The organism is Flavobacterium sp. N3904 (genome assembly GCF_025947305.1).
GTDB lineage: Bacteria > Bacteroidota > Bacteroidia > Flavobacteriales > Flavobacteriaceae > Flavobacterium.
Map to the genome: position 1 here is coordinate 3,141,766 of NZ_CP110009.1, position 22,384 is coordinate 3,164,149.

General features: G+C 31.4%; 22 protein-coding genes. 12 read left to right on the plus strand and 10 right to left on the minus strand.

Annotation, left to right across the window (positions count from 1 at the left end; translation table 11 throughout):
* Positions 1-3 precede the first annotated feature (3 nt).
* Positions 4-600 (minus strand): PolC-type DNA polymerase III, encoded by a 597-nt coding sequence (locus tag OLM57_RS13270; RefSeq protein ID WP_264564175.1) that lies wholly within the window; start codon positions 598-600, stop codon positions 4-6.
* A gap of 2 nt (positions 601-602) precedes the next feature.
* Positions 603-2,519: a DUF294 nucleotidyltransferase-like domain-containing protein gene (locus OLM57_RS13275; RefSeq protein WP_264564176.1), complete on the minus strand. Its 1,917-nt coding sequence runs from the start codon at positions 2,517-2,519 to the stop codon at positions 603-605.
* Positions 2,520-2,700: 181 nt separating this feature from the next.
* Between OLM57_RS13275 and OLM57_RS13280 the strand changes: the two genes are divergently transcribed.
* The 3 genes from OLM57_RS13280 (at position 2,701) to OLM57_RS13290 (ending at position 4,571) form a co-directional block, all read left to right on the plus strand.
* Positions 2,701-3,207 carry a DUF2911 domain-containing protein gene (locus tag OLM57_RS13280; protein WP_264564177.1) on the plus strand — a complete coding sequence of 169 codons (507 nt, stop codon included), beginning with the start codon at positions 2,701-2,703 and terminating at the stop codon, positions 3,205-3,207.
* A 134-nt stretch (positions 3,208-3,341) separates the two neighbouring features.
* Entirely contained in the window at positions 3,342-3,884 is a 543-nt protein-coding gene (locus OLM57_RS13285) for a hypothetical protein (RefSeq protein WP_264564178.1), read from the plus strand.
* A 6-nt stretch (positions 3,885-3,890) separates the two neighbouring features.
* Positions 3,891-4,571 (plus strand): hypothetical protein, encoded by a 681-nt coding sequence (locus OLM57_RS13290; protein ID WP_264564179.1) that lies wholly within the window; start codon positions 3,891-3,893, stop codon positions 4,569-4,571.
* 37 nt (positions 4,572-4,608) lie between these two features.
* Here the strand turns inward: OLM57_RS13290 and OLM57_RS13295 are convergent, their stop codons facing one another.
* Positions 4,609-5,208: an RsmD family RNA methyltransferase gene (locus OLM57_RS13295; RefSeq protein WP_264564180.1), complete on the minus strand. Its 600-nt coding sequence runs from the start codon at positions 5,206-5,208 to the stop codon at positions 4,609-4,611.
* Positions 5,205-6,017 carry a DUF3822 family protein gene (locus OLM57_RS13300; RefSeq protein ID WP_264564181.1) on the minus strand — a complete coding sequence of 271 codons (813 nt, stop codon included), beginning with the start codon at positions 6,015-6,017 and terminating at the stop codon, positions 5,205-5,207. The genes OLM57_RS13295 and OLM57_RS13300 overlap by 4 nt, the downstream gene beginning before the upstream one ends.
* A gap of 164 nt (positions 6,018-6,181) precedes the next feature.
* On the opposite strand from OLM57_RS13300, the gene OLM57_RS13305 reads away from it, so the two are divergent.
* The 4 genes from OLM57_RS13305 to kdsB are packed head-to-tail and all read left to right on the plus strand — an operon-like array spanning position 6,182 to position 9,647.
* Positions 6,182-7,606: an ATP-dependent DNA helicase gene (locus tag OLM57_RS13305; protein ID WP_264564182.1), complete on the plus strand. Its 1,425-nt coding sequence runs from the start codon at positions 6,182-6,184 to the stop codon at positions 7,604-7,606.
* A gap of 11 nt (positions 7,607-7,617) precedes the next feature.
* On the plus strand, positions 7,618-8,016 hold the full coding sequence (locus OLM57_RS13310; protein ID WP_264564183.1) for a VOC family protein: 399 nt from the start codon (positions 7,618-7,620) through the stop codon (positions 8,014-8,016).
* A gap of 12 nt (positions 8,017-8,028) precedes the next feature.
* On the plus strand, positions 8,029-8,862 hold the full coding sequence (ygiD, locus tag OLM57_RS13315) for a 4,5-DOPA dioxygenase extradiol (RefSeq protein ID WP_264564184.1): 834 nt from the start codon (positions 8,029-8,031) through the stop codon (positions 8,860-8,862).
* A gap of 59 nt (positions 8,863-8,921) precedes the next feature.
* Positions 8,922-9,647, plus strand: coding sequence for a 3-deoxy-manno-octulosonate cytidylyltransferase (gene kdsB / locus OLM57_RS13320; RefSeq protein WP_264564185.1), 726 nt, complete (start codon positions 8,922-8,924; stop codon positions 9,645-9,647).
* Between the two features lies 1 nt (position 9,648).
* Here the strand turns inward: kdsB and OLM57_RS13325 are convergent, their stop codons facing one another.
* The 3 genes from OLM57_RS13325 to OLM57_RS13335 all read right to left on the minus strand — a co-directional run bounded on the left by OLM57_RS13325 (position 9,649) and on the right by OLM57_RS13335 (position 13,252).
* Positions 9,649-10,359, minus strand: coding sequence for a potassium channel family protein (locus OLM57_RS13325; RefSeq protein WP_264564186.1), 711 nt, complete (start codon positions 10,357-10,359; stop codon positions 9,649-9,651).
* Between the two features lie 184 nt (positions 10,360-10,543).
* A complete protein-coding gene (locus tag OLM57_RS13330) occupies positions 10,544-12,412 on the minus strand; it encodes a glycoside hydrolase family 3 protein (protein WP_264564187.1) in 1,869 nt (622 codons plus the stop codon).
* Between the two features lie 174 nt (positions 12,413-12,586).
* The gene (locus OLM57_RS13335; RefSeq protein ID WP_264564188.1) at positions 12,587-13,252 is read right to left on the minus strand and encodes a spermidine synthase; all 666 of its coding nucleotides are present in this window, start codon (positions 13,250-13,252) and stop codon (positions 12,587-12,589) included.
* Between the two features lie 62 nt (positions 13,253-13,314).
* On the opposite strand from OLM57_RS13335, the gene OLM57_RS13340 reads away from it, so the two are divergent.
* Positions 13,315-13,869, plus strand: coding sequence for a 1-acyl-sn-glycerol-3-phosphate acyltransferase (locus tag OLM57_RS13340; RefSeq protein ID WP_264564189.1), 555 nt, complete (start codon positions 13,315-13,317; stop codon positions 13,867-13,869).
* A 161-nt stretch (positions 13,870-14,030) separates the two neighbouring features.
* Here the strand turns inward: OLM57_RS13340 and OLM57_RS13345 are convergent, their stop codons facing one another.
* A complete protein-coding gene (locus OLM57_RS13345) occupies positions 14,031-14,486 on the minus strand; it encodes a helix-turn-helix domain-containing protein (protein WP_264564190.1) in 456 nt (151 codons plus the stop codon).
* Positions 14,487-14,796: 310 nt separating this feature from the next.
* Here OLM57_RS13345 and OLM57_RS13350 point away from each other — a divergent pair, with 310 nt between their 5' ends.
* The 4 genes from OLM57_RS13350 (at position 14,797) to OLM57_RS13365 (ending at position 19,729) form a co-directional block, all read left to right on the plus strand.
* Positions 14,797-15,951 (plus strand): M14 metallopeptidase family protein, encoded by a 1,155-nt coding sequence (locus tag OLM57_RS13350; protein ID WP_264564191.1) that lies wholly within the window; start codon positions 14,797-14,799, stop codon positions 15,949-15,951.
* A gap of 76 nt (positions 15,952-16,027) precedes the next feature.
* Positions 16,028-16,507 (plus strand): Lrp/AsnC family transcriptional regulator, encoded by a 480-nt coding sequence (locus OLM57_RS13355; protein ID WP_116763001.1) that lies wholly within the window; start codon positions 16,028-16,030, stop codon positions 16,505-16,507.
* Positions 16,508-16,602: 95 nt separating this feature from the next.
* Positions 16,603-19,188, plus strand: coding sequence for a phosphoenolpyruvate carboxylase (locus OLM57_RS13360; protein ID WP_264564192.1), 2,586 nt, complete (start codon positions 16,603-16,605; stop codon positions 19,186-19,188).
* Between the two features lie 25 nt (positions 19,189-19,213).
* Complete coding sequence (locus tag OLM57_RS13365; RefSeq protein ID WP_264564193.1) at positions 19,214-19,729, plus strand: DinB family protein; 516 nt, start codon at positions 19,214-19,216, stop codon at positions 19,727-19,729.
* Between the two features lies 1 nt (position 19,730).
* Here OLM57_RS13365 and OLM57_RS13370 read toward each other — a convergent pair whose 3' ends face one another.
* Together OLM57_RS13370 and recQ are read right to left on the minus strand one after the other, a co-directional pair.
* A complete protein-coding gene (locus tag OLM57_RS13370; RefSeq protein WP_264564194.1) occupies positions 19,731-20,207 on the minus strand; it encodes a DNA-deoxyinosine glycosylase in 477 nt (158 codons plus the stop codon).
* Positions 20,208-20,212: 5 nt separating this feature from the next.
* Positions 20,213-22,324: a DNA helicase RecQ gene (gene recQ, locus OLM57_RS13375; protein WP_264564195.1), complete on the minus strand. Its 2,112-nt coding sequence runs from the start codon at positions 22,322-22,324 to the stop codon at positions 20,213-20,215.
* Positions 22,325-22,384 lie beyond the last annotated feature (60 nt).

Sequence of the window (22,384 nt, forward strand, 5' to 3'; positions counted from 1 at the left end):
ATTTTACTTAATACCAAGCCTTGATTTGAGTTTCAAAAATAACAAAGCTATTGTATATGCATCTTCAGAAGGTGTATTTCTGAATGTTTTAGGTAATTTAAAAATATCGGATAATTCATCTAGTGAAAATTGCTTATCATTAATATCCATCAATTTTCGATACATTACATCAATATCTAACGCTTCATTTTTTAATTTGCCACAATCCAATCTTTCTAGTGTAGCATTAATTATATCGACATCAAAATCTACATGATGTCCAATTAATACAGCATTGCCAATATAATCTATAAAGGCATGAATGGCTTCAAGTTCGCTTAGTTTTTTCATTTTACTTTCTAAAATGAATTCATTGGAAAGACCATTATCATGAAAATATTTATATTGCAAAAGGACGGCTTCAAAATTATCACCAATTAAAATACTGTTATCAACTATTGCAAATGATCCAATTGATAAAATGACATCCTTATTCGAGTTCAAACCCGAAGTTTCTGTGGTAAAAACGACAAATCTTTTCGATTTTTTATCAAATTTTGAAAGATACGTTTTCCAAAATTCCGGATATTCTTTATTTATATTTTTTAACCAATCAAGCATAATTATGAAAATTGTGTAAGTTTAAAATGACTTTTTATTAATTCTTCTAAATCTTTCATTGGTGTAAAAGCATTTTTTAATTTTTCTTTATCCAATTTTGACAATTCATCCAAATTAATATATTGCCCAGAATTATCATTTTTTAGACCTTCTAAAACTCTAAATTTTGATAGTGTCAAAAAGGCTTCAGCACAATTTAAATAAATATCAGAATTATTTGGATCTACAATTGCCAATTGCTTAAATCGTAGATAAGTATTGTTTTGTTCTTTGATATTAAATTGCAAGGCAAATAATCTTGCACCATCAATTAAAGGCATCAGTGCTCTTGTTTTTATATCAAATTTATCTTTATTAGGGCCTTCTTCCTCCAATACAAATTTTCTAAAAAAGGTAAGCGGAGAACTTTTTTTCAATGCATCGTTACCAAGAAAATCAAAAAACAAAGAGTTATTTTCCAAATTTTTAAAAATTAGATTCTCTAAAGCTTCGTAGATCTTCTTTTCGCCAAAAACTAGTTCCAAATCAAAGAAAATACTACTCAAATCATTACTGTTTTCGCCAGGAGTATTCATCCAACTGTCATATTGTTTTGTCCAGTCTGTAAAAGATTTGCACCACAGCATATTACTCCCCATATGGCCATTTGGGCATAATTCGTATCCAGTTTTCTCTAGTGTTTGGGTTGTCTTTTTTCCCAATTTCAAAAAATAATCCCTTACATCTCTGTATTTATCAGGTAGAACATCCTCAAAAACTAAAATGCTATCTTGATCGGTAAGCAATAATTGTTCTTTTCTTCCTTGGCTACCAATACTTAGCCAGGCAAAACGAGCAGGAGGTGAACCTAAATCTAAAATTGCCAATTCAACGGCCCGTTTTAAAATGGCTGAGTTGATTTCGCTAGCAATAGTATTGATATTAGAAAGCGGAATATTTTTATGAATGGAGTTTTGTATTAATTCAGATAGTCGTTCGCGTATTTGTTTTAAGTCTTTCGCAGATGATGCTCTTTTTATTTCTTTTATTAAAACGCCAGGATTACTTGCTTGAGCAATAATTAAGTCGTGTTCTGAAATGACTCCTTTAACAACTGTTTTATCAGTTCCATCAAGGGTTACACATAAGTGAGTTACATTATTCTTGAGCATCAATAATTGTGCTTCTGCCAATGAAACGTTTTCTACAACCGTAACTACTGGCGAAGACATAATGACATCCATTGTAATTGTTAACGGAAATTGACCAGTGGCAATTTTGGAACACAAATCGGTATGAGTTACTATTCCAATAGGCAAATGGTTTTGACAAATAATAATGCTTGTCGAAAGATTCTCTGTCATTCGATAAGCAACATCTTTTGCAATGTCGGTGATAGTAGCTATAAGAGGAGATCTGTTGTATGTTAGCGACTGAAAATACTGCATTTCAGATTTTTGATCAGAATAATAAACATTATCTGAGGCTAGTTTTCTACTTAAATTTTCTTTGTCTTTTGGATTCCAAGTATTAGTAGCAAAACTTTCTAAAAGAAAATTTAAGACATCTGGGTTATTGGCAACAAAAGGTCTAAAAGTTGCTATTGGAATTGCATAAACGATACTTTCTTCACGTGCCTTGGCCGTCATCATGTAGTTGTTTTTGGCAAAAAATGGACGCAATCCAAAAACATCTCCAACGTGACATTTATTTAACAAAGTTTCTTCAGCATCTGCGATAACAGATAAATTAACCATACCAGAAGCTACTACATAAAAGCTGTCGTGCAACTTGTCATTTATTTGAAATAAGATTTTGTTTTTTTCTAGATTTACAACACGAATACTAGTGGCTATTTCTGATAATTCTTGAAAAGTTAAATTATCAAAAGGAGCGTATTCTTTTAAAAAGGCAGCAATTTGTTCCGCTATCGTATTCATATTTGAATTATTCTAATGTATTACTGGTAAAAATAATAAAATAACTCCTCAAAAAGAAGCCTATAGTAAAGGAAAGCATTTTATTTGTGAAATTGTTAATTATTTCACAATTTACATACGATTTAAAATAAATTAGAAGGAGTTATTCTAACTTTATTCATTAATAAATAAGACAAAAACTATGAAACTATTCAAGAAAACATTTTTATTGCTTGTCGCAGTTTTCGCAACGATTGCTGTAACCGCTCAAGATAAGCCAAAAAGTCCACCAGAAAAAGTTACCGGAACAATAAATGGTGCAACCATCGAAATTGATTACGGAAGCCCATCGGTAAGAGGTAGAAAAATTTGGGGAGAGTTAGTTCCTTTTAATGAAGTATGGCGTGCCGGTGCAAACGAAGCCACAACTTTTGAAACCAATAAAGACTTGATAATTGAAGGTAAAACGTTGCCAGCAGGAAAATATTCGTTCTTTATAATTCCGAGTAAAACAGATTGTATTGTCATTTTTAATAAAGAAGCCAAACAATGGGGAGCCTATAAATATAAAGAAAAAGAAGATCAACTTCGTGTTACGGTAAAACAACAAAGTACAGACCAAACAGTAGAAAAGTTGGTATATAAGATTAATGCCAACGATATTGTTTTAAGTTGGGACAATTGGAATATTGGATTTATTGTAAAATAAGGAGATATCAATTTTGATATAAAAAAGCATTGTCATTTTACGGCAATGCTTTTTTATGTTTTTATTTTATAGAAAAAAGAATATAATTTTCTTTGGTATTGTAAAAATACTATTATATTTGAAAAAAACCTTTTATGAAATACTCCAGATTGATTTCTTTTTCTTTACTGTTTATCCCGTTAATGACAACTCTTGCTCAAGATATTTCTTCAGTAGAGAAAAATTTATTTAAAATTAATTTACTTTTACCTGGCGTGGTTTATGAGCATGGTTTCAGTTCTAAAAATACGCTTTATTCAGAGTTCAGTTTTGGACTTGGTTATGGCTTTAGTGATTTTGAAGGTTCTACATTTGCATTTTATCCAAGAATCAACGAACAATTCCGTCATTATTATAATTTAGAAAAAAGAGCGGGCAAGGGAAAGAGAACAGGTGGAAATTCTGGTAATTTTTATGCTCTGAATGCGATTTATAATTTTAAATCAATTAACACAAATTCCGATTTTTCATCTTCGAATACATCATTTACAATCGCGCCAGTCTGGGGATTCCAAAGAACTTACAAACACAATTTCAATCTGAGTTTGAATGGAGGCGTAGGCTATAATTTTGAAAAAGATAATAATCAATTCGCTCCAGTTATAAACTTTACTTTGGGTTGGGTAATTGGAAAATAGGATATTATGAAAAAAATATTTGTTATTCTATTATTCACCATGTCATTAGGTATTAATGCACAATTGATTAGACCCTTTATTGGAGGTTCTTTATACCTTCAATGGGATTTTGAAAAATCTAAATACGCTGGAGTCAATGCTGGAGCTGAATTTAAAATAGCCCCATATTTTATGCCCGAGGCAGAATGCAGTTATTATTTTGGAAGTATTGAAGATGCTTCCAGATATAATAGCGAATTGGTTGAAACTTCATTATATATCAGATCTGTTTCGGCGTTGAATTTTAGTTTTTGTCCCAAAATTTGCCTTGGAAATAAGAATGATGGAACAAACTATGTTGTTATTTTACCAAGATATACATTATCTAAAATCAGTGCTGAAGGAAGTTTTAGCAAATACAACGAAAGCGATAATACAGTTGTAACCGATGAATCTCAAACCGATATACAACATTCTCTGGGTTTGGGTATTGGGATTAATGTTTTCTTGTCTAGTGAAACTTCAAGTTCATTATGTCTTATTTTGTATTATAATGGTGTGAATATGGGGAAAGTAATCAATGAATTGGGGCACAGCAGCGGTTATGAATTTAATTCAAATGGAGTTCTTGGAGCTGGATTTAACTATTACTTTGGTAAAAGGACAATAAAAAAACCAAAAGCTTTGAAAAAACCAGAACCTTTATAATGTAAGATTCTGGTTTTTTTTTATGTTGTTCAACAAGCTAATCTTCGTCGTCTTCGGTAGTTCTTGTATTGGTTTTATCATCTATTTCATCCTCATTTCCTTCCAATTCGAAGAAACTAAAAATAGAACCACCATAACTTTTCTGGAAAGAGAAATGAATCATGTGATCGAGTTTGGTGTATTTGGAATGTTCAATCACCATCATTCCTTCTTTGTTGAGTAATTCTTTCTCAAAAATCAATAGTACAATTTTCTCAAAAGTTTTTTGGTCTAATGCATACGGAGGATCGGCAAAAATAATATCGTACGAGGTTTTGTTTTTTTCTAAAAACGAAAAAACATCACTTTTGGTTGCCGCAATATTAAAATCATATTCGGTGGCCACTTGTTTAATAAATTTTACACAACCAAAATCAGCATCTACAGACGTAATTGGCGAACAGCCGCGTGAAGCAAATTCATAACTGATATTTCCTGTTCCCGCAAATAAATCCAAAATTTTCAGACCTTCAAAACTAAAATGATTATTCAGTACATTGAATAAAGCTTCTTTGCTCATGTCTGTGGTTGGACGTACGGGAAGCCCTTTTGGCGGAAAAATGCGTCTTCCTTTGTATTTTCCGGATATGATTCTCATGAGTTAAAAAGTATGAAATGTTGCTGATTTTGAGCTTTAGTAAAGGAATTATTTTTTTGCAAATCAGTTGTATCAAAAAAAGATATATTTCGAATATAATTATAAGCAATTTTATAAAAAGCATCTTCTTCAGAAATACTGCCTAATAATTCTAATTTAAAAATTTCCGGATTCATATTCATTTGTTCTGCGGTAAAAAGCAAATAATAAATAAAATCTTCGGGTGTTTTGTATTCGAATGAATTGAATAAAAGTAATTTTTGGTTTTGAACAACAATAATCTCAAAATGTCCAGGATTAAAATGCACGATCATTTTCTTCGAGTCGTTGTTTTTGGATGCGTCCAAAAGCTTTGAGACCAGAATACTATTGGCATGTTTATAATCGAAAGAGCCAAATTGGTCTATAAAAAAATTATTAATATTGACATAAGGAATATAAACGGTATTCATCTGATAGTTTGTGATTTCATCAAATGCAAAAAAATCTGTTTCAAAAACCTTCGTATTGTATTGCAAATAACTGCCCAAAAAATTCTCGTCAAATAAGGCGGTCGGAACAAAAGTAGAAAGGTTGTTGTTGTGAATTACCTGAATTTCATCATACGAATCTTTTAATTCCGGATAATCCCGAAAAGCGCCAGAGAATAATTCCTCAATTTTTGTCGCTTTATGAAAAGTGTCAAACTGAATTTCATTTAGAGACGTAATAGTATTGTTTAGCGTGTCAAAACAACAAAAAGAAAGCCCAGTCAAAGAAACTTGAATGGAGAGTTTTTTATATTTCTTTTGGGTTATGTTCGTATTCATAGTAATTTTTTCAACATTGCAAACTTACAATTTTTATTTTTTAGTTTAGATGAGTAGAATGGTTATTCGCTTTGAAGGTTTAATGCTTAGTTTATTAAATCTAAACTTCTAAACTCATAATCTTTTCGCCTTTTTTACTTTACTTTGCAAACTAAATGTACCCAATGAATTCCTCTATCTTTTACAGCTATTTGCAGAAAAAATTTCCTTTTCAGCCGACTTACAATCAGGATATATTTTTTCAAAAAATAGCCATTTTTTTGACGGATACCCACAATGAAACGATTTTTGTGTTAAAAGGATACGCAGGAACTGGAAAAACAACTATTATTTCGACAATTGTAAACAGTTTACTGGAGATTAATAAAAAGTATGTTTTGCTTGCCCCAACTGGACGTGCGGCAAAAGTGATAGCCAATTATTCAAACAAACCGGCTTTTACGATTCACAAAAAAATCTATTTTCCGAAGAAGAATTCGGCTGGAGGAGTTTCGTTTACTTTGCAGCAAAACAAACATAAAAATACTGTTTTTATAGTCGATGAAGCTTCGATGATTTCAGACACTAATTCGGATTCCAAACTGTATGAAAACGGTTCTCTGCTTGATGATTTGATTTCATATGTGTATTCAGGAACCAACTGCAAAATGATTCTGTTGGGGGATACGGCACAATTGCCACCGGTGAATTTGGACATAAGCCCGGCTTTGGACATACATACGCTTAGCATAAATTACAACAAAGAGGTTGAACATATTGAACTTGACGAAGTAATGCGTCAGGAAGAAAATTCAGGAATTTTGCACAACGCAACCGAATTACGGGAATTATTAAAGGACACTTTTATAACTGAATTCAAATTCAATGTTCGAAAATTCAAAGACATTGTACGACTGGTTGATGGATACGATATTCAGGATGCCATTCATTCGGCTTACAGTAATTTTAGTATTGAAGACACGGCTTTTATTGTTCGTTCGAATAAAAGGGCGAATCAATACAATGAGCAGATTCGGACCAAAATTCTTGATAAAGAAAGTGAATTGTCTACAGGTGATTTCCTGATGGTGGTGAAGAATAATTATTTTTGGTTAAAGGATTCGGATGAAGCCGGATTTATTGCCAATGGTGATATTATCGAGATTTTGGAAATGTTTGGCATTAAAGAATTATACGGTTTTAAATTTGCAAAAGTAAAAATCCGAATGATTGATTATCCCGATCAGAAACCTTTTGAAACCGTGCTTTTGATGGATACGATAAAAAGTGAATCACCTTCTTTAACATTCGAGGAATCGAATCGTTTGTATCAGGAAGTGATGAAAGATTATGAAAGCGAAACGACAAAGTATAAAAAGTTTCAAAAAGTTAAAGAAAACGAATATTTCAATGCGCTTCAAGTCAAATTCTCATATGCCATTACCTGTCATAAATCGCAGGGAGGACAGTGGAATACAGTATTTATAGAGCAGCCGTATTTGCCAAATGGAATCGACAGAGATTATATTCGATGGCTCTACACCGCTATGACAAGAGCCAAAAATAAGTTATATTTGATAGGTTTTAAAGATGAAAGTTTTACAGAATAAACAGTTTAAAAATGAAACAAAAAATTGCTCATATTGCATTGCTAGTTGCTGATTATGATGATGCCATTGCATTTTATACTCAAAAATTACATTTTGACTTAATAGAAGATATTAAACTGAGTGAAGACAAACGTTGGGTTTTGATAGCACCAAAGGAAACAATTGGATTTAGTTTGCTTTTAGCAAGAGCCGACAATGAAGAGCAAAGAAGTAGAGTAGGAAATCAAACTGGAGGGAGAGTTTTCCTATTTCTAAACACAGATGATTTTGATAGAGATTATCAAAATTTATTAGACAATAAAGTAGCAATTATAAGAAAACCAATAGAGCAACCTTATGGGAAAGTAGCTGTATTTGCTGATTTATATGGAAATTTATGGGATTTAATTGAACGAAAAGAGATTTTGTAAAAGCTTTTTATCATGAATAATTTAAACGACTTACATAAAATATCAGGCTCTTTTTCTAATACTGAAAAAATGCCTGTTTTATTCTTGGGACACGGAAGCCCAATGAATGCCATTGAAGAGAATCAGTTTGTGACTGGTTTTAGAAATTTGGCTAAAACGTTGCCCAAACCCAATGCTATTTTGTGTATTTCGGCGCATTGGTTTACTAACGGAACCAAAGTTACAGCAATGGAAATGCCAAGAACCATCCATGATTTTGGAGGATTTCCGCAGGAATTATTCGAGGTGCAATATTCCGCCAAAGGGAGTCCGGAATTAGCAACAGTTACTCAAGAATTATTGTTTCCTACTGAAGTTGAATTAGACCAACATTGGGGACTAGACCATGGAGCTTGGAGTGTAATTAAACATTTATATCCTGATGCCGATATTCCTGTAATTCAGATGAGTATCGATTACACAAAATCAGGACAATATCATTTTGAATTGGCGCAAAAATTAAGTGCGTTGCGAACCAAAGGAATCCTGATCGTAGGCAGTGGAAATATCATTCATAATTTAAGAATGGTTGATTTTAGAAACATCAATACGGATAATTACGGTTACGATTGGGCAGTTGAAGCTAGATCTGATATCAATGACTATTTGCTCGATGGCAATTTTCAACCGCTTATTGATTTCGAAAAACAAAGCAAAGCTTTCCAATTGTCGATTCCCACACCAGAACATTATTTACCTTTAATTTATACGTTGGGATTAAAAAGAAAATCAGAGGAATTGAGTTTGTTTAATGACAAATTGGTAGCTGGCTCATTAAGTATGACTTCGGTGAAAATTTCAAATTAGTTTTAGATTATAAAAACATATATTTGAAAATCTAAATTAAAAACAGAAGAATAAATAAAATGAAAATAATAGCAGTTATTCCAGCCCGTTACGCATCTACACGATTTCCAGCAAAATTGATGCAGGATTTAGGTGGTAAAACGGTAATTCTTAGAACCTATGAAGCAGCAATAAACACCCAATTGTTTGATGATGTTTTTGTGGTAACCGATTCAGATTTGATTTTTGATGAAATTGTTTCCAACGGAGGAAAGGCCATTCGAAGCATCAAAGAACACGAATCTGGGAGTGATCGAATTGCAGAAGCTGTTGAGAATTTGGATGTAGATATTGTCGTAAATGTACAAGGGGACGAACCATTTATAGACAAAGCTCCCTTAGCAAAAGTGATTGAAGTTTTTAGAAATGATGAATCAAAACAAGTAGATTTGGCTTCTTTAATGCGTGAAATAAAAGATGAAAACGAAATTAACAATCCAAATAATGTAAAAGTAGTAGTCGATCAAAACGGATTTGCTTTGTATTTTTCACGTTCGGTTATTCCTTATCCAAGAGAAATTAATGTAGGCGTTCGTTATATGCAACACATTGGTATTTATGCTTTTAGAAAACAAGCTTTATTGGATTTTTATAGCTTACCGATGAAATCATTGGAAGCATCCGAAAAACTGGAGCAATTGCGCTATCTCGAATTCGGAAAACGAATCAAGATGGTTGAAACCACTCATGTCGGAATTGGAATTGACACTCCTGAAGATTTAGAAAAAGCGAGAAAAATGATTTAAATCAATCTTGATTTTCATGGTCAAAATATCCTTTTGCTTTGATTTTGGAAGAAAAGAAATTAAGAAAAAGAACAACAAAAAACAGAAAGAGTAAAGCTTGTGTAGTCACCAGAAATTTTCCAACAGTTGTGACTGGATGATAATCACCATATCCGATTGATGAAGAGGTAATAATGCTAAAATAGATGGCATCAAACCAATGATGAAAAGGTTTATTCAAATAATTTCCACAAGAATACAAAACAGCAAATGCAAATGAAATCTCTAAGTAATTGAAGAATAGTAAAAGCATAGACCGTTTATAAGAGCGAGGTCTGGAAAACATATCGGAAGCAAAAATGAGTGTTGGAATATAAAAAACGGTTTCCAAAAAAACGTAAATTAAGATACCAATCACCCAATGATAGACTTGCCAATGGTTGAACAATATTAAAAGAGGAAAACAAACTTTGAGTAAAACATAAAAATCGACAGCCAAATCTTCATATTCAACCCCTTTTTTATTGGCTAAATATTTAATGTAAATTCCAGGAAAAAGGAGTTGTGAAGAAGAAAGGAATAATCGAACAATTTTTTCCAATCCATTATCATCTTCATGATCATTATTCCAAATTGCTTTAATGTTTTGAAATCGTTTTTCTAGAGGATTAAATTTAGATTTTGGTCCTCTAGTTGCTTTCCCCAACAATAATTTTTTGAGAATATTTTTCATCAGATTTGTAATTGAATACTTTAGAAAGGTACGAAAAATTAAAATATTTTTCCCCCGATTAAGGGTGAAAAATGCAGTCATTAACAACTATTGTTTAATATAAAAAAACAGTATATTCTAAAAACAAAAAATGCTCAATCATAAGTGATTGAGCATTTTTTGTTAAACCTATTTTGTAACTCATTTAATAATGCAATCCAAACCCAAAAGGGTATAAAGGATTTTTGGAGTCATAAGGAACATCTTCTTTTTGATTTTTTACCGCTTCCATAGACGAAGGTAATTCAAAAGGTAATTTGCCCTCAGGCTTGGCAATACCAAAAACAACATCCATAAGCGCTGCGTCACTGGCACCATAATTGGCAAAAACAGCTTTGGCGGCACCATTTATTTCTGGAAATACACCAGGACGATCCAAATAAATATCTACAATTGTCGGAACCGCTTTGCAAAGTGTTAAAATATCTTCCAAATCATTTCCTTTGAAATCTAGGTCGCCATGATGAAATCCTTTTGCAAACGGATTATCAGTGTTTAGTGGAATCCAAGGCGTATTCAAACGAATAATAGCAATATCAGCCTGCTCTGGCAAATCAACAATAATTCCGTACTGGGAAGCAATTTTTGGGTTAATATTTTTTACATAAATTTTTAATTTACTAGAAACTGCCAAGGGTAATTTTATATCATTTTTTAACAATGTCATGGAACGGCGTTGAGTATCTTCTCCTAATTTTTTAAAATCGGCACGGCCTACAATTTTGGTTGCATTTTCTACATCAATATAAGGATTATCAAACAAGCCCAAAATGAATTTTTGACGCAATAATCTTCGAACGGATTGATCAATTCTGGATTCTTTTATTTTTCCTTCTTTGACTAATTGTATTACATATTGTGGGCAATTTTCACCACCAAATTGATCGCAACCTGCATCAATTATTTTTTTAACTCGTTCAATTTCGCTTAAATTTTCAACTCCCCAAGCTCTTGCTGGCCAAATGATAGCTCCCATGTGAGTATCGGAAACTAAACCCCAATCGGTACAAACAACCCCGTCAAATTTATATTTTTCACGAAGCAATTTGGTTATAATGTCTTTATTATACGAGAAACCAACATTCTCAGATGTTTGATCGATAGGCACTCCATAATAAGGCATAATACAAGCAGTTTTTGCTTTGAATGCTGCTTCAAACGGGATTAAATGATAATTGAAATTTTTCCCAGGATAGACTTGCCCTTTTTGATATTGAAAATGGGGATCCAATCCTTCCTTTTGAGGGCCACCACCAGAGAAATGTTTAGTCATACAGGCCACACTTGTATTGCCCAATGTAGCACCTTGAAACCCTAAAATATAAGCTTGTATCATTCTTGCAGATAGATTGGCATCTTCTCCAAAAGTGCCACTTACACGAGGCCAGCGAGGTTCTGTTGCCAAATCTGCCATAGGATGCAATGCTTCTCGAATTCCAACCGCCAAATATTCTTGGCGGGCAATATCCCCAAATTTTTGAGTCAAAACTGCATCATTTATGGCTGCAAAGCCCAATTGTTCTGGCCATTGCGAAAACCCATTGGCTTCCATTGCAAATACATTATTGCTGAAATAATGACGCGGATCAGACGCAATGGTTACAGGAATTCCGAGTCTGGATTCTTCAGCAACTTTTTGAATCGCATTGTAGCCCATAGCGAGTTCTTTTACACCAGGGGCTTGCCAATAATTAAAATGATTCATTTTTTTATCTTCGATCAACTCCCGTGCCGAAGGAATTCTTGCTGCCATTCCCGTTGCACCATCTTGTTTGTCGATACTTCCATCAGTATTTATGAGTGTTCCATTGATGAACATCATTCCTGCTTTTTCATCGATATTCATTAAGGAAATGAGATTGTCGATTCGCTTTTCTATTGGAAGATTTATATTTTCATAAGGATCCATTTTGCCATTTTTATTCAGATCTCGATATTTTGGAGGATCAATAAATGAAAGTGAAGCAATAACATAAATGGTTAAGATAAATAGTGGTTTGAATTTATTTCTCATTTGGAATATGAATTAAAAAATTATTACAATGTGTTATTTTGACACAATGTACAAACAATTATTTAATTATAAATAAAAATTAAATATAAAACTTTGAATAATAGAAAATTATGAGATTTAAATTACTAATAGTACATCTTTTAAACAATTTTGATTCTATTAATAAAATGCTTTCTAGACTAATTTTTCAATTATTATTAATTCATTATGTTCTTCAATCCTCGGAATAGAATGAATTTTAAAGTTAAAATCATTAAAATTTTTAATATAGTTTTGATTTCTAAAATTATGACCTGCTGTCAAACACATTGTATTAAAAAGCACGATACCTTTGCTCTTTAATAAATAGCAAATGCGATTAACAAAATATTTTTCAAACAAAAAATTTGGCATCGTCGTATCCTGAAAAATATCAATAATTATCAAATCATATTTATCTTTTGTTTTTAAAACAAATTCAAATGCATCATCAATAATAATTTCTAGATTTTCAATTTCATTAAGTTTAAAGTAAGTATTAGCAATAGCAATAATATCAGGGTCAATTTCGACTCCAGTAATTTTTGATTTAAAATTTATTTCGTCTACCAAAGTTTTGATTACACTACCACCCGCAACACCCAGAACAAGAATGTGTTCCATTTTGGCAATTTTTTGAAATCCAATATGATTTAATCCCTTTCTTAAAATGCGCTGCAAACTTCCATAAGAATAGTTAGTGTTTTGGGAGTCTAAAACTAGTTCTCCATTTGCCCAAGTAATCTCAATAGTTTTGCTTAATGCAGAATTTACTTTGTGTATTTTTATAGGAATAAGATAACTTAATAGTTTTTTTAACATTAATTAGAGTTTTTATCAAAAATAAGATTTAAATTATTTATTTTGTATAAAAAATCAAACTTATGAAGAAACAAATTTACCAATGGATATTTTTCAAAATAATGGGTTGGAAAATGGTTGGAAATTTTGATAATACTATCAAAAAATGTGTTTTTATTGTTATGCCTCACACTAGTTGGCATGATTTTTTTATTGGGCTTTTTACGCGAGGAGTAATGAACGAAGAAGTCAATTGGGTTGGAAAAAAGGAATTATTTCGTTTTCCTTTTGGATTTTATTTCAGATACATGGGAGGAGCACCTTTGGATCGTTCAGGTGGTTTAAATAAAGTAGAAACAATTGCTTCACTTTTTTCAAAAAGAGAAGTATTTAGACTTGCATTGGCACCAGAAGGAACCAGAAAAAAAGTAAAAGAGCTCAGAACTGGATTTTATTATATTGCATTAACTGCCAATGTCCCCATAATTGCAGTTGCACTTGATTTTAGTAAAAAAATTGTCAGTTTAGGGCAACCTTTACAACCTTCAGGTGATATAGCTTCAGATTTAGCGATACTAAAAAAGCACTATATAGGTGTAGAAGGTAAATTTCCTGAACAAGGTTTTCAAATTAAATAACCTTAATATTTTGCACCCTGAGAATGGGATAAAATATTTTTTTTGAATAAAGGTATAAAATATCGCATTCTCGTTTAAAGTGTATGACTTGTATCGGACTATCATTTCTTTAAATTATCGGTTAACCCAAATTTAGTTTTTCGATTAATTTTTTTTATAAATTAATTAGGCAAATACACTTTAAAAGTTCCATTTTTATAAAAAAAAACAATTTTATCCAAATCTTCAGAAGCGGCTTCATTTTTTAAAATTATATTTTTAGCTCTTTCGGTTTTAAATGAATTTTCTTCAGTTTCTTTTATTTCAGAAAATAAATTGATTGTTGAATTATCTTGTTCTGGTAGAGTAGTGGTATTTTCTTTTAATTTTTCAAAAGTGCTTTGTTGATTCATTTTAGGAAAAACACCTTTACCATTGAGTATCCAATACAAATCTACATCGGGAAAAATATCAATTATTTTTAAAATAAAATCCAGGCTTGGTTTGTTTCTTCCAGAAAGTAAGTGTGACAAACTAGAGCGTTGTACTCCAATTTTATCAGCAAAAGAAGAGGCATTCAGACTGTAATAATCAAGTATAATTTCCAATCGTTTTATAAAATCATCTGTGTTTACCATTGTGAATTTTAATTAAAAATCATTAATTCACAAATGTAATCAAAAGACAGTTCGTAAGCAAGTTTACAATGTTAAAATTAAAAATACAGTGTACAATACCGAATCTAAGGCATTAGATAAGAATCTCTAAATAACTGAAAATGATATAATTAATATTTGTTGTTTGAGGAGATACATTTGTTAACATTACTACCAAGTCAGGAACGTATTATTTAATCAAACCTGTTTACAAGTATAAATTATTTCGATTTTTTTAAATTTACATTTGTAAATATAAAGATGTTTACTTTTGTAAATCAATTATTATAACATGGATTTAGAACAATTATTTATTCAAAATAAAGAAAAAACAATTCAAGGTCGTTACATAACTTTGGATTCGATTGAACCAATACTCAATAGGTTCGATATTAAAAATGATGTCAAAATAATAGGTAATTCGGTTTTAGGAAAACCAATTTATAGTTATGTAAAAGGTTCCGGAAAAACAAAAATATTTCTATGGTCACAAATGCATGGAAACGAAAGTACAACTACCAAAGCGCTTTTTGATTTTATCAATCTACTAAACAACGGCTCGGATTTGGCAAATCAACTTTTAACTTCATTTACTTTTTATTGCATCCCAATGCTTAATCCTGATGGAGCTAAATTATATACTCGTGCCAATGCAAATAATATAGATTTAAATCGGGATTCGCAAAACCTTACACAACCTGAAAGTAAAATTCTTAGGGCTGTTTTTGATGAGTTCAAACCAAATTATTGCTTTAATCTTCATGATCAACGCACTATTTTTGGTGTCGCTGATACTGGAAAACCAGCAACTGTCTCTTTTTTGGCGCCATCTTATAATGAAGAAAGAGAAGTCAATGAATCCCGATTAAAAGCTATTAATTTAATTGCAAGTATTAATGAAGTTTTGCAAAAATACATTCCTGGCCAGATTGGGCGATTTGATGATTCCTTCAATATTAATTGTATAGGAGATACATTTCAGTTTTTGGGAGTGCCAACAATTTTATTTGAAGCAGGTCATTTTCCGAATGATTATGAGCGAGAAGAAACAAGAAAATTCGTCTTTATGGCTCTGGTTTCGGGTTTTATTATTCTTAGCGAAAACGATATAGTTAGCAATATAAATGATAAATATTTAAACATTCCTCAGAATAATGTCGTTTTTTTTGATTTTATGTATAAAAATGTCAAAATAAATTATGATGGTATCGAAATAATCACGAATTTTGTTGCTCAATATAAAGAAGAGTTAATTGAAAATAAAATAAATTTTAATGCTTACATAGTTGAAGTAGGTGATTTAGAAGGTTATTATGGTCATTTTGAGTACGATGCAAAAGAGGCACTATACAAAGATGATTTAAAGAATATCCCAATTGAAAATCAAAAAGCCAATTTCAATTTTGATGAAAAAATATTTTTTGTTAATGGAGCATTAATAAAATAAATTTTATGTCGTTAATTTAATTTTTATTTATAATTTTAACTTTTTTAGTATCAAATAACCATATAATAAAAGAATTATGAGTAAGTTTCGTTTAGATGAAGTAGATCACCAGATTTTAGATATGTTGATAGACAACACAAGAGTACCGTTTACTGACATTGCTAAAAAATTATTGATTTCAGCTGGAACGGTTCATGTTAGAGTAAAAAAAATGGAAGATGCCGGAATCATTATGGGGTCGTCTTTAGTCCTTGATTATGATAAATTGGGATATTCATTTATAGCTTATGTTGGTGTATTTCTAAATAATACTTCTCAGACAAAATTTGTTTTGGAGCGTATTAATGAAATTCCTTATGTAACTGTAGCTTCTGTAACAACTGGAAAGTTTAATATTTTCTGTAAAATTAGAGCAAAAGATACTAAACATGCAAAAGATGTAATATTCATGATTGATGACATTGAAGGTGTTTATAGAACCGAAACAATGATTTCATTAGAAGAAAGTATCAACGATAAGAAGCGTTTGATGCATACTATCTTTAAAGAAATGTAAGAAATTCTTGAAAGCTATATTTAAAATATAACCTCAAGAGAATTCTTGAGGTTTTTTTATGCTAGAACAACCAACAACCAAACTAATACAATTTTATGTACACGCTTCCTAAAATAGAACGTTTTAATCAAGATGTTCTTTCAAAATATCATATATACAATAGTGTTTTTATAACCTTGCCTTTTGATTCCATTGATAATACAGGTGTTTTATTGCCTCTATTTACAGAAGTTTGCGATTCTGGTTTTAAAAAACAAAAAACACCAAGAGAGATTGTTGATTTTTTTTCAGAGAAATACCTTCACAATGGATCTGAAAAAGATAAAATAAATCTAATGTTTCATTTTATTCAATATATAGAACGTCAAATTGTATTATTTGATGCTATCGAAGATGCTGCATTTCCTGTGGTAAATAATATGGAGGGAAGAGGATCTCTGCGCGATATCAAAGAAAAATCGGATGCTAAAAATAACAAGGAAGAACTAATTGAATTTCTAGAAAATTTTAATGTTCGAACTGTTCTTACTGCACATCCCACTCAATTTTATCCAGGAGCAGTTTTAGGGATTATAAATGATTTGACTGAGGCGATTCGCAAAAATAATTTATTGGATATCAAGCAATTGTTGGCTCAATTGGGTAAAACACCTTTTATTCAAAATGAAAAACCAAATCCGTTTGATGAGGCTGTAAGTTTGATTTGGTATCTCGAAAATGTTTTTTATAATACATCTGGGGAAATGGTGCATTATCTTCAAAAAAATGTTTTTGAAGGAGAATCTATCAAAAATCCATTAATCAAACTTGGTTTTTGGCCAGGAGGGGATCGTGATGGAAACCCTTTTGTTACGACCGAAATTACATTAAAAGTAGCTGAACGATTGAGAACTTCAATTTTGAAATGCTATTATATTGAAATGAGGAGTCTGAAAAGAAAGTTAACTTTTTCGGGTGTTGATTTTTTGGTATCAGAATTAGAGCAAAAATTATACAGATCTGTTTTTTATTCTAAAGGTGAAATATTTATCACATTAGAAGAATTTAAATTGCAATTAAATAAAATAAAAACAATTGTAATTGAACAACATCAATCTTTATATGTTGATGAAATTGAATCCTTGTTAATTCGATTGAATTTATTTGGATTTCATTTTGCATCATTAGACATACGTCAAAACAGTAAAATACACGATGCTGTTTTTAATGATATCTTTTGTTATTATTCAAAATCAAATTCAAATGTTTTTCCCGAAAATTATTATCAATTATCGGAGAAAGAAAAATTTGAAGTTTTATCAAATATTAAAGGAAATCTTGATTCAAGCGATTTTGAAAATGAAATGACAAGATCAACAATTGAGTCGATTCAAGCCATTAAAACTATACAGGAGAAAAATGGAGAATTTGGAGCAAACCGTTATATTATAAGTAACAATGAAAGCGCCCTAAATGTGATGGAAACCTTTGCATTATTCAAATTAAGTAATTGGGAAAATGCGACAGTTGATATTATTCCGCTTTTTGAATCTGTTGACGATTTGCAAGATGCACATAATATAATGGAAAAATTATATACAAATGAGGCCTATGCAAAACATTTGATGAATAGAGGAAATAAGCAAACTATAATGCTAGGTTTTTCTGACGGTACAAAAGACGGTGGCTATTTGATGGCAAATTGGAGTATCTATAAAGCAAAAGAAGCGCTGACAGAAATTTCAAGAAAATATGGAATTCACGCCATTTTCTTCGATGGGCGTGGAGGACCTCCTGCACGTGGTGGTGGAAAAACACATAAATTTTATGCTTCGTTAGGGCCGAAAATCGAAAACAATGAAATTCAAATTACGGTTCAGGGACAAACTATCAGTTCCAATTTTGGAACGTTGGATTCTTGTCGCTATAATTTAGAAAACTTGCTAAGTGCTGGAGTTGCAAATCAAGTTTTCAATAAAGGTCAAAATGAATTGTCGGTTGAAGAAAAAAACATTTTGGATCAAATGGCAGAATTGGGATATAATAAATATTTAAGTTTTAAAAATCATCCCAAATTTATTCCTTATTTAGAACAAATGAGCACCTTGAAATATTATGCCAAAACAAATATAGGCAGCCGTCCTTCAAAAAGAAGTAAGTCTGAAACTTTGGATTTTGCCGATTTGCGTGCCATTCCTTTTGTAGGTTCATGGAGCCAATTAAAGCAAAATGTTCCTGGATTTTTTGGTGTGGGTTCCGCTTTAAAACATTTTGAAGATACCAATCAATGGGACAAAGTTCAAGATTTGTATGATGGCTCTTTATTTGTAAAAACACTTTTGGAAAACAGTATGATGTCGTTGGCAAAATCATTTTTTCCGTTAACGGCTTATATGAGTAAAGATCCAGAATTTGGAGAGTTTTGGCAAATTATTTATAATGAGTTTCTTGAAACCAAAAGATTATTATTGAAAATTGCAGGTCATACCGAATTGATGGAAAATTACCCGGATGGAAAAGCTTCAATTCAAGTAAGGGAACGTATAGTATTGCCTTTGTTAACAATACAACAATATGCTTTGTTGAGAATAAACGAAATTAATAAAGAAGAAAATCCCGATTTGAACTTAATCAAAGTATATGAAAAAATTGTAACTCGTTCTTTATTTGGAAATACCAATGCGAGTAGAAATTCAGCATAAAAATAATTTTTAAATTCTATAGGTTATGAATTCAAATCAATTGCCAGTAAATGAATATTCCAATTTCAACGCTACTTATATAAAAGCTCTTGAAAATGTAGAATTATTTGAAGAACTAGAAATTAGTTTGCATGATTTTATAAAATTTGTCCAAAATATTCCATTGGACAAATTTGATTATAGTTATGCGGAAGGAAAATGGACTATCAAAGAAATCATTCAGCATATTATTGATGCCGAAAGAATTTTTAGTTATCGTGCACTTCGAATCTCCAGAAATGATAAAACACCATTACCGGGATTTGAAGAAAATGATTATGTTGTCAATACAAATGCAAAAAGCAGAAGTATTCAAGAATTGCTAACTGAGTTTTCTGCAGTAAGACATTCGAATTTATTGATGTTCAAAAGTTTTTCTGAAGATCAGTTGGCAAGAATTGGAATTGCATCCGAACATGAAGTTTCGGTGAGAGCTTTAGGTTTTTTGATTATTGGACATATGAAACATCACCAAAAAGTTTTTGCGGAAAGATATTTGTAAATTACTCGAAGCAAGTTGACCAAATTTTCAATTTGTTTTCAAAAGACATTGTATTAGCAGGACTAGTCGAAGGCATTACATAATACGTTATGCCTTCGATCTGTCCAAATTTTTTAGAAAAAAAAGCATGACTTTGTTTTCCATTGAAAATAATTTTGGTAATAGATGGAAATTGTTTGAAAAACATTTCAAAATCATTTTCTTTTTGATTCTTGATATGAATATCCAAACTTCCTTTTCTTTCACAATTTTCTAAAACATCCCATAACCCAACTTTATGATTTTGAAGAAATTTAATTTTTTCTTCAAATCTGTCAGGAATTGGCAAAGCATTGAAATACGTATATAAAATTTTCCAAAAATGGTTTCTGGGATGTGCGTAATATTCCTGTTTGGTCAGAGACTGTACACCAGGCATGGTTCCCAAAATCAAAATTTCGGTTTTTGAATTTACAAAGTGTGGAAATGAGTATATCATTTGAATTAAAGACTAATAGTTTCCTTTTCTAGAACAGCCAAGCCAATTCTAATTTTATCATAAGGAATCTGCTCTTCAAAGAATTCAAAGTAGGGCTTTAACGCATTTGGAGATTCTAATTTAATTTTAGCTTCCGCAATTTTTGAAATTTCTACTTCTGTTATATAAATACTCAAATCGATAGGATGCCCATCAAGATATAATTTTGCCAAATGTGATGTGATAGTTGTTACTCCCAATTTTCTTTTTATTGCAATTTCTTCAACGGACATTCCACTTTGAAATAATTCCAATGTTTCTTTATAAGTACTGCCTTCCTTTTTTTTACGAACCGTTTTGTTTTTTTGAAAATCAATAATGGCTTTTATAAAGGTATCTCCATATTTTTCAAGCTTGGTTTTTCCAACTCCATCTATGGCAAGAAATTCATCATCGCTCATCGGTCTTTGAATTTCCATTTGTTTTAAAGTGGCATCATTAAAAATAATATAGGCAGGAACCTCTTCTTCTTTTGCAATTTCTGAACGCAGTTTTCTGAGAACTTCAAAAAGGGAATTAATTGTTTTTTTACTTTCGCGTTCTGTAATTTCTGATTTTTCTTTGTTTATTTTTTGAACTGTTGTTAATTGTACTTTTTCACCTTCAAACAAGACTTTCTTTGCGAATGGAGTCAATTTAATTTTGTTTTGCTGATGAAAAGCAATTTCACAATACCCTAAATTAATAAGTTGAATGATGTATTGGTTCCAATCATACCATGATATTTCGGAACCAACATTATACGTTTTTAAATTTTGATATCCTTTGTCATAAATAGAAGCATTTTTTGAACCTCTCAAAAAGTCAACAATTACTGGCAATGCTTCCGATTCCTGCAAACGCATTACTGCTGACAATGCTTTTTGAGCAATAATAGTTCCATCAAAAAAAGCGGGAGGGTTTTTGCAAATATCACAATTGCCGCAATTTTCTGAAACCAATTCCCCAAAATAAGAAAGCAATATTTTTCTGCGACAACTCAATGCATCGGCATATTGCTTCATTCTTTCCAATTTTGCCAGTTGCACTTCGGCATTCAAACCTTCGGAAGCAAATTTTTGCAACTGAATCATATCACCATAACTTTCAAACAAAACCGTTTCCGATGGCATACCATCACGACCAGCCCGACCAATTTCTTGATAATAGCCTTCTATATTTTTTGGCAGATTATAATGAATCACCCATCTTACATTCGATTTATCGATTCCCATTCCAAAAGCAATAGTCGCGCAAACCACTTGACATTCGTCATTTATAAATTCATCTTGAGTTTTGGAACGTATTTTATTGTCCAAACCAGCATGATAAGCTTTGGCTTTAATACCAATTTTCCGCAATTTTTCTGCCAATTCTTCAGTAGTCTTTCGACTTAAACAATAAACAATACCCGATTCATTTGGTTTGTATTTTATAAAATCTATAATTTGTTTTACTCTATCCAAAGCGGGTCGTACTTCTAGACTTAAATTTTTTCTGTCAAATGAAGCTACGAATATCTTAGGATTTACCAAATTTAATTGATTGGTAATATCTGTACGCGTTGCTTTATCGGCAGTTGCGGTCAATGCGAGGATTGGAGTAGAAGGGAAGCGGTTTTTGAGATATCCCAAATTGGTATAAGCCGGTCGGAAGTCATGGCCCCAAGACGAAATGCAATGGGCTTCATCAATAGCAATAAGACTTATAGTGATTTGAGAAAAAACATTTTCAAGATAAGCTAAACTTTCTGGAGCAACATAAACCAGTTTGACTTTATTGTCTTTCAGATTTTGAATATGGTGTTGCTGTTCATCATTTGATTGGCTGCTATTAATAAAGCAGGCCGCTATTCCATTGGCTTTCAAGCTGTCTACTTGATCTTTCATCAAGGCAATTAGTGGAGAAATAACAATCGTAATTCCAGTTAAGATTAAGGCGGGTAGTTGAAAACAAATTGATTTTCCTCCTCCAGTAGGCATAATCGCCAGGGTGTCTTTTCCCGAAAGAATACAATTGATAATATCTTCTTGATTGGGTCTGAATTTTTCAAACCCGAAATTTTCTTTGAGTTTGGCGTGTAGAATTTTTGTTGTCATTTTGGCGTATATTTTTTAGTACATAAATCTAATAAAAAAAGGAACTCAAAATAGAGTTCC

What these genes read in the sequence shown, in the direction of transcription:
- OLM57_RS13295 (WP_264564180.1), bottom strand. Translation starts at nt 5,208, where the DNA reads ATGAGAATCATATCCGGAAAATACAAAGGAAGACGCATTTTTCCGCCA.
- OLM57_RS13350 (WP_264564191.1), top strand. Translation starts at nt 14,797, where the DNA reads ATGGATTTAGAACAATTATTTATTCAAAATAAAGAAAAAACAATTCAA.
- OLM57_RS13300 (WP_264564181.1), bottom strand. Translation starts at nt 6,017, where the DNA reads ATGAATACGAACATAACCCAAAAGAAATATAAAAAACTCTCCATTCAA.
- OLM57_RS13285 (WP_264564178.1), top strand. Translation starts at nt 3,342, where the DNA reads ATGAAATACTCCAGATTGATTTCTTTTTCTTTACTGTTTATCCCGTTA.
- OLM57_RS13365 (WP_264564193.1), top strand. Translation starts at nt 19,214, where the DNA reads ATGAATTCAAATCAATTGCCAGTAAATGAATATTCCAATTTCAACGCT.
- OLM57_RS13340 (WP_264564189.1), top strand. Translation starts at nt 13,315, where the DNA reads ATGAAGAAACAAATTTACCAATGGATATTTTTCAAAATAATGGGTTGG.
- OLM57_RS13310 (WP_264564183.1), top strand. Translation starts at nt 7,618, where the DNA reads ATGAAACAAAAAATTGCTCATATTGCATTGCTAGTTGCTGATTATGAT.
- OLM57_RS13275 (WP_264564176.1), bottom strand. Translation starts at nt 2,519, where the DNA reads ATGAATACGATAGCGGAACAAATTGCTGCCTTTTTAAAAGAATACGCT.
- kdsB (WP_264564185.1), top strand. Translation starts at nt 8,922, where the DNA reads ATGAAAATAATAGCAGTTATTCCAGCCCGTTACGCATCTACACGATTT.
- OLM57_RS13280 (WP_264564177.1), top strand. Translation starts at nt 2,701, where the DNA reads ATGAAACTATTCAAGAAAACATTTTTATTGCTTGTCGCAGTTTTCGCA.
- OLM57_RS13270 (WP_264564175.1), bottom strand. Translation starts at nt 600, where the DNA reads ATGCTTGATTGGTTAAAAAATATAAATAAAGAATATCCGGAATTTTGG.
- OLM57_RS13330 (WP_264564187.1), bottom strand. Translation starts at nt 12,412, where the DNA reads ATGAGAAATAAATTCAAACCACTATTTATCTTAACCATTTATGTTATT.
- OLM57_RS13305 (WP_264564182.1), top strand. Translation starts at nt 6,182, where the DNA reads ATGAATTCCTCTATCTTTTACAGCTATTTGCAGAAAAAATTTCCTTTT.
- recQ (WP_264564195.1), bottom strand. Translation starts at nt 22,324, where the DNA reads ATGACAACAAAAATTCTACACGCCAAACTCAAAGAAAATTTCGGGTTT.
- ygiD (WP_264564184.1), top strand. Translation starts at nt 8,029, where the DNA reads ATGAATAATTTAAACGACTTACATAAAATATCAGGCTCTTTTTCTAAT.
- OLM57_RS13325 (WP_264564186.1), bottom strand. Translation starts at nt 10,359, where the DNA reads ATGAAAAATATTCTCAAAAAATTATTGTTGGGGAAAGCAACTAGAGGA.
- OLM57_RS13370 (WP_264564194.1), bottom strand. Translation starts at nt 20,207, where the DNA reads ATGATATACTCATTTCCACACTTTGTAAATTCAAAAACCGAAATTTTG.
- OLM57_RS13360 (WP_264564192.1), top strand. Translation starts at nt 16,603, where the DNA reads ATGTACACGCTTCCTAAAATAGAACGTTTTAATCAAGATGTTCTTTCA.
- OLM57_RS13290 (WP_264564179.1), top strand. Translation starts at nt 3,891, where the DNA reads ATGAAAAAAATATTTGTTATTCTATTATTCACCATGTCATTAGGTATT.
- OLM57_RS13355 (WP_116763001.1), top strand. Translation starts at nt 16,028, where the DNA reads ATGAGTAAGTTTCGTTTAGATGAAGTAGATCACCAGATTTTAGATATG.
- OLM57_RS13335 (WP_264564188.1), bottom strand. Translation starts at nt 13,252, where the DNA reads ATGTTAAAAAAACTATTAAGTTATCTTATTCCTATAAAAATACACAAA.
- OLM57_RS13345 (WP_264564190.1), bottom strand. Translation starts at nt 14,486, where the DNA reads ATGGTAAACACAGATGATTTTATAAAACGATTGGAAATTATACTTGAT.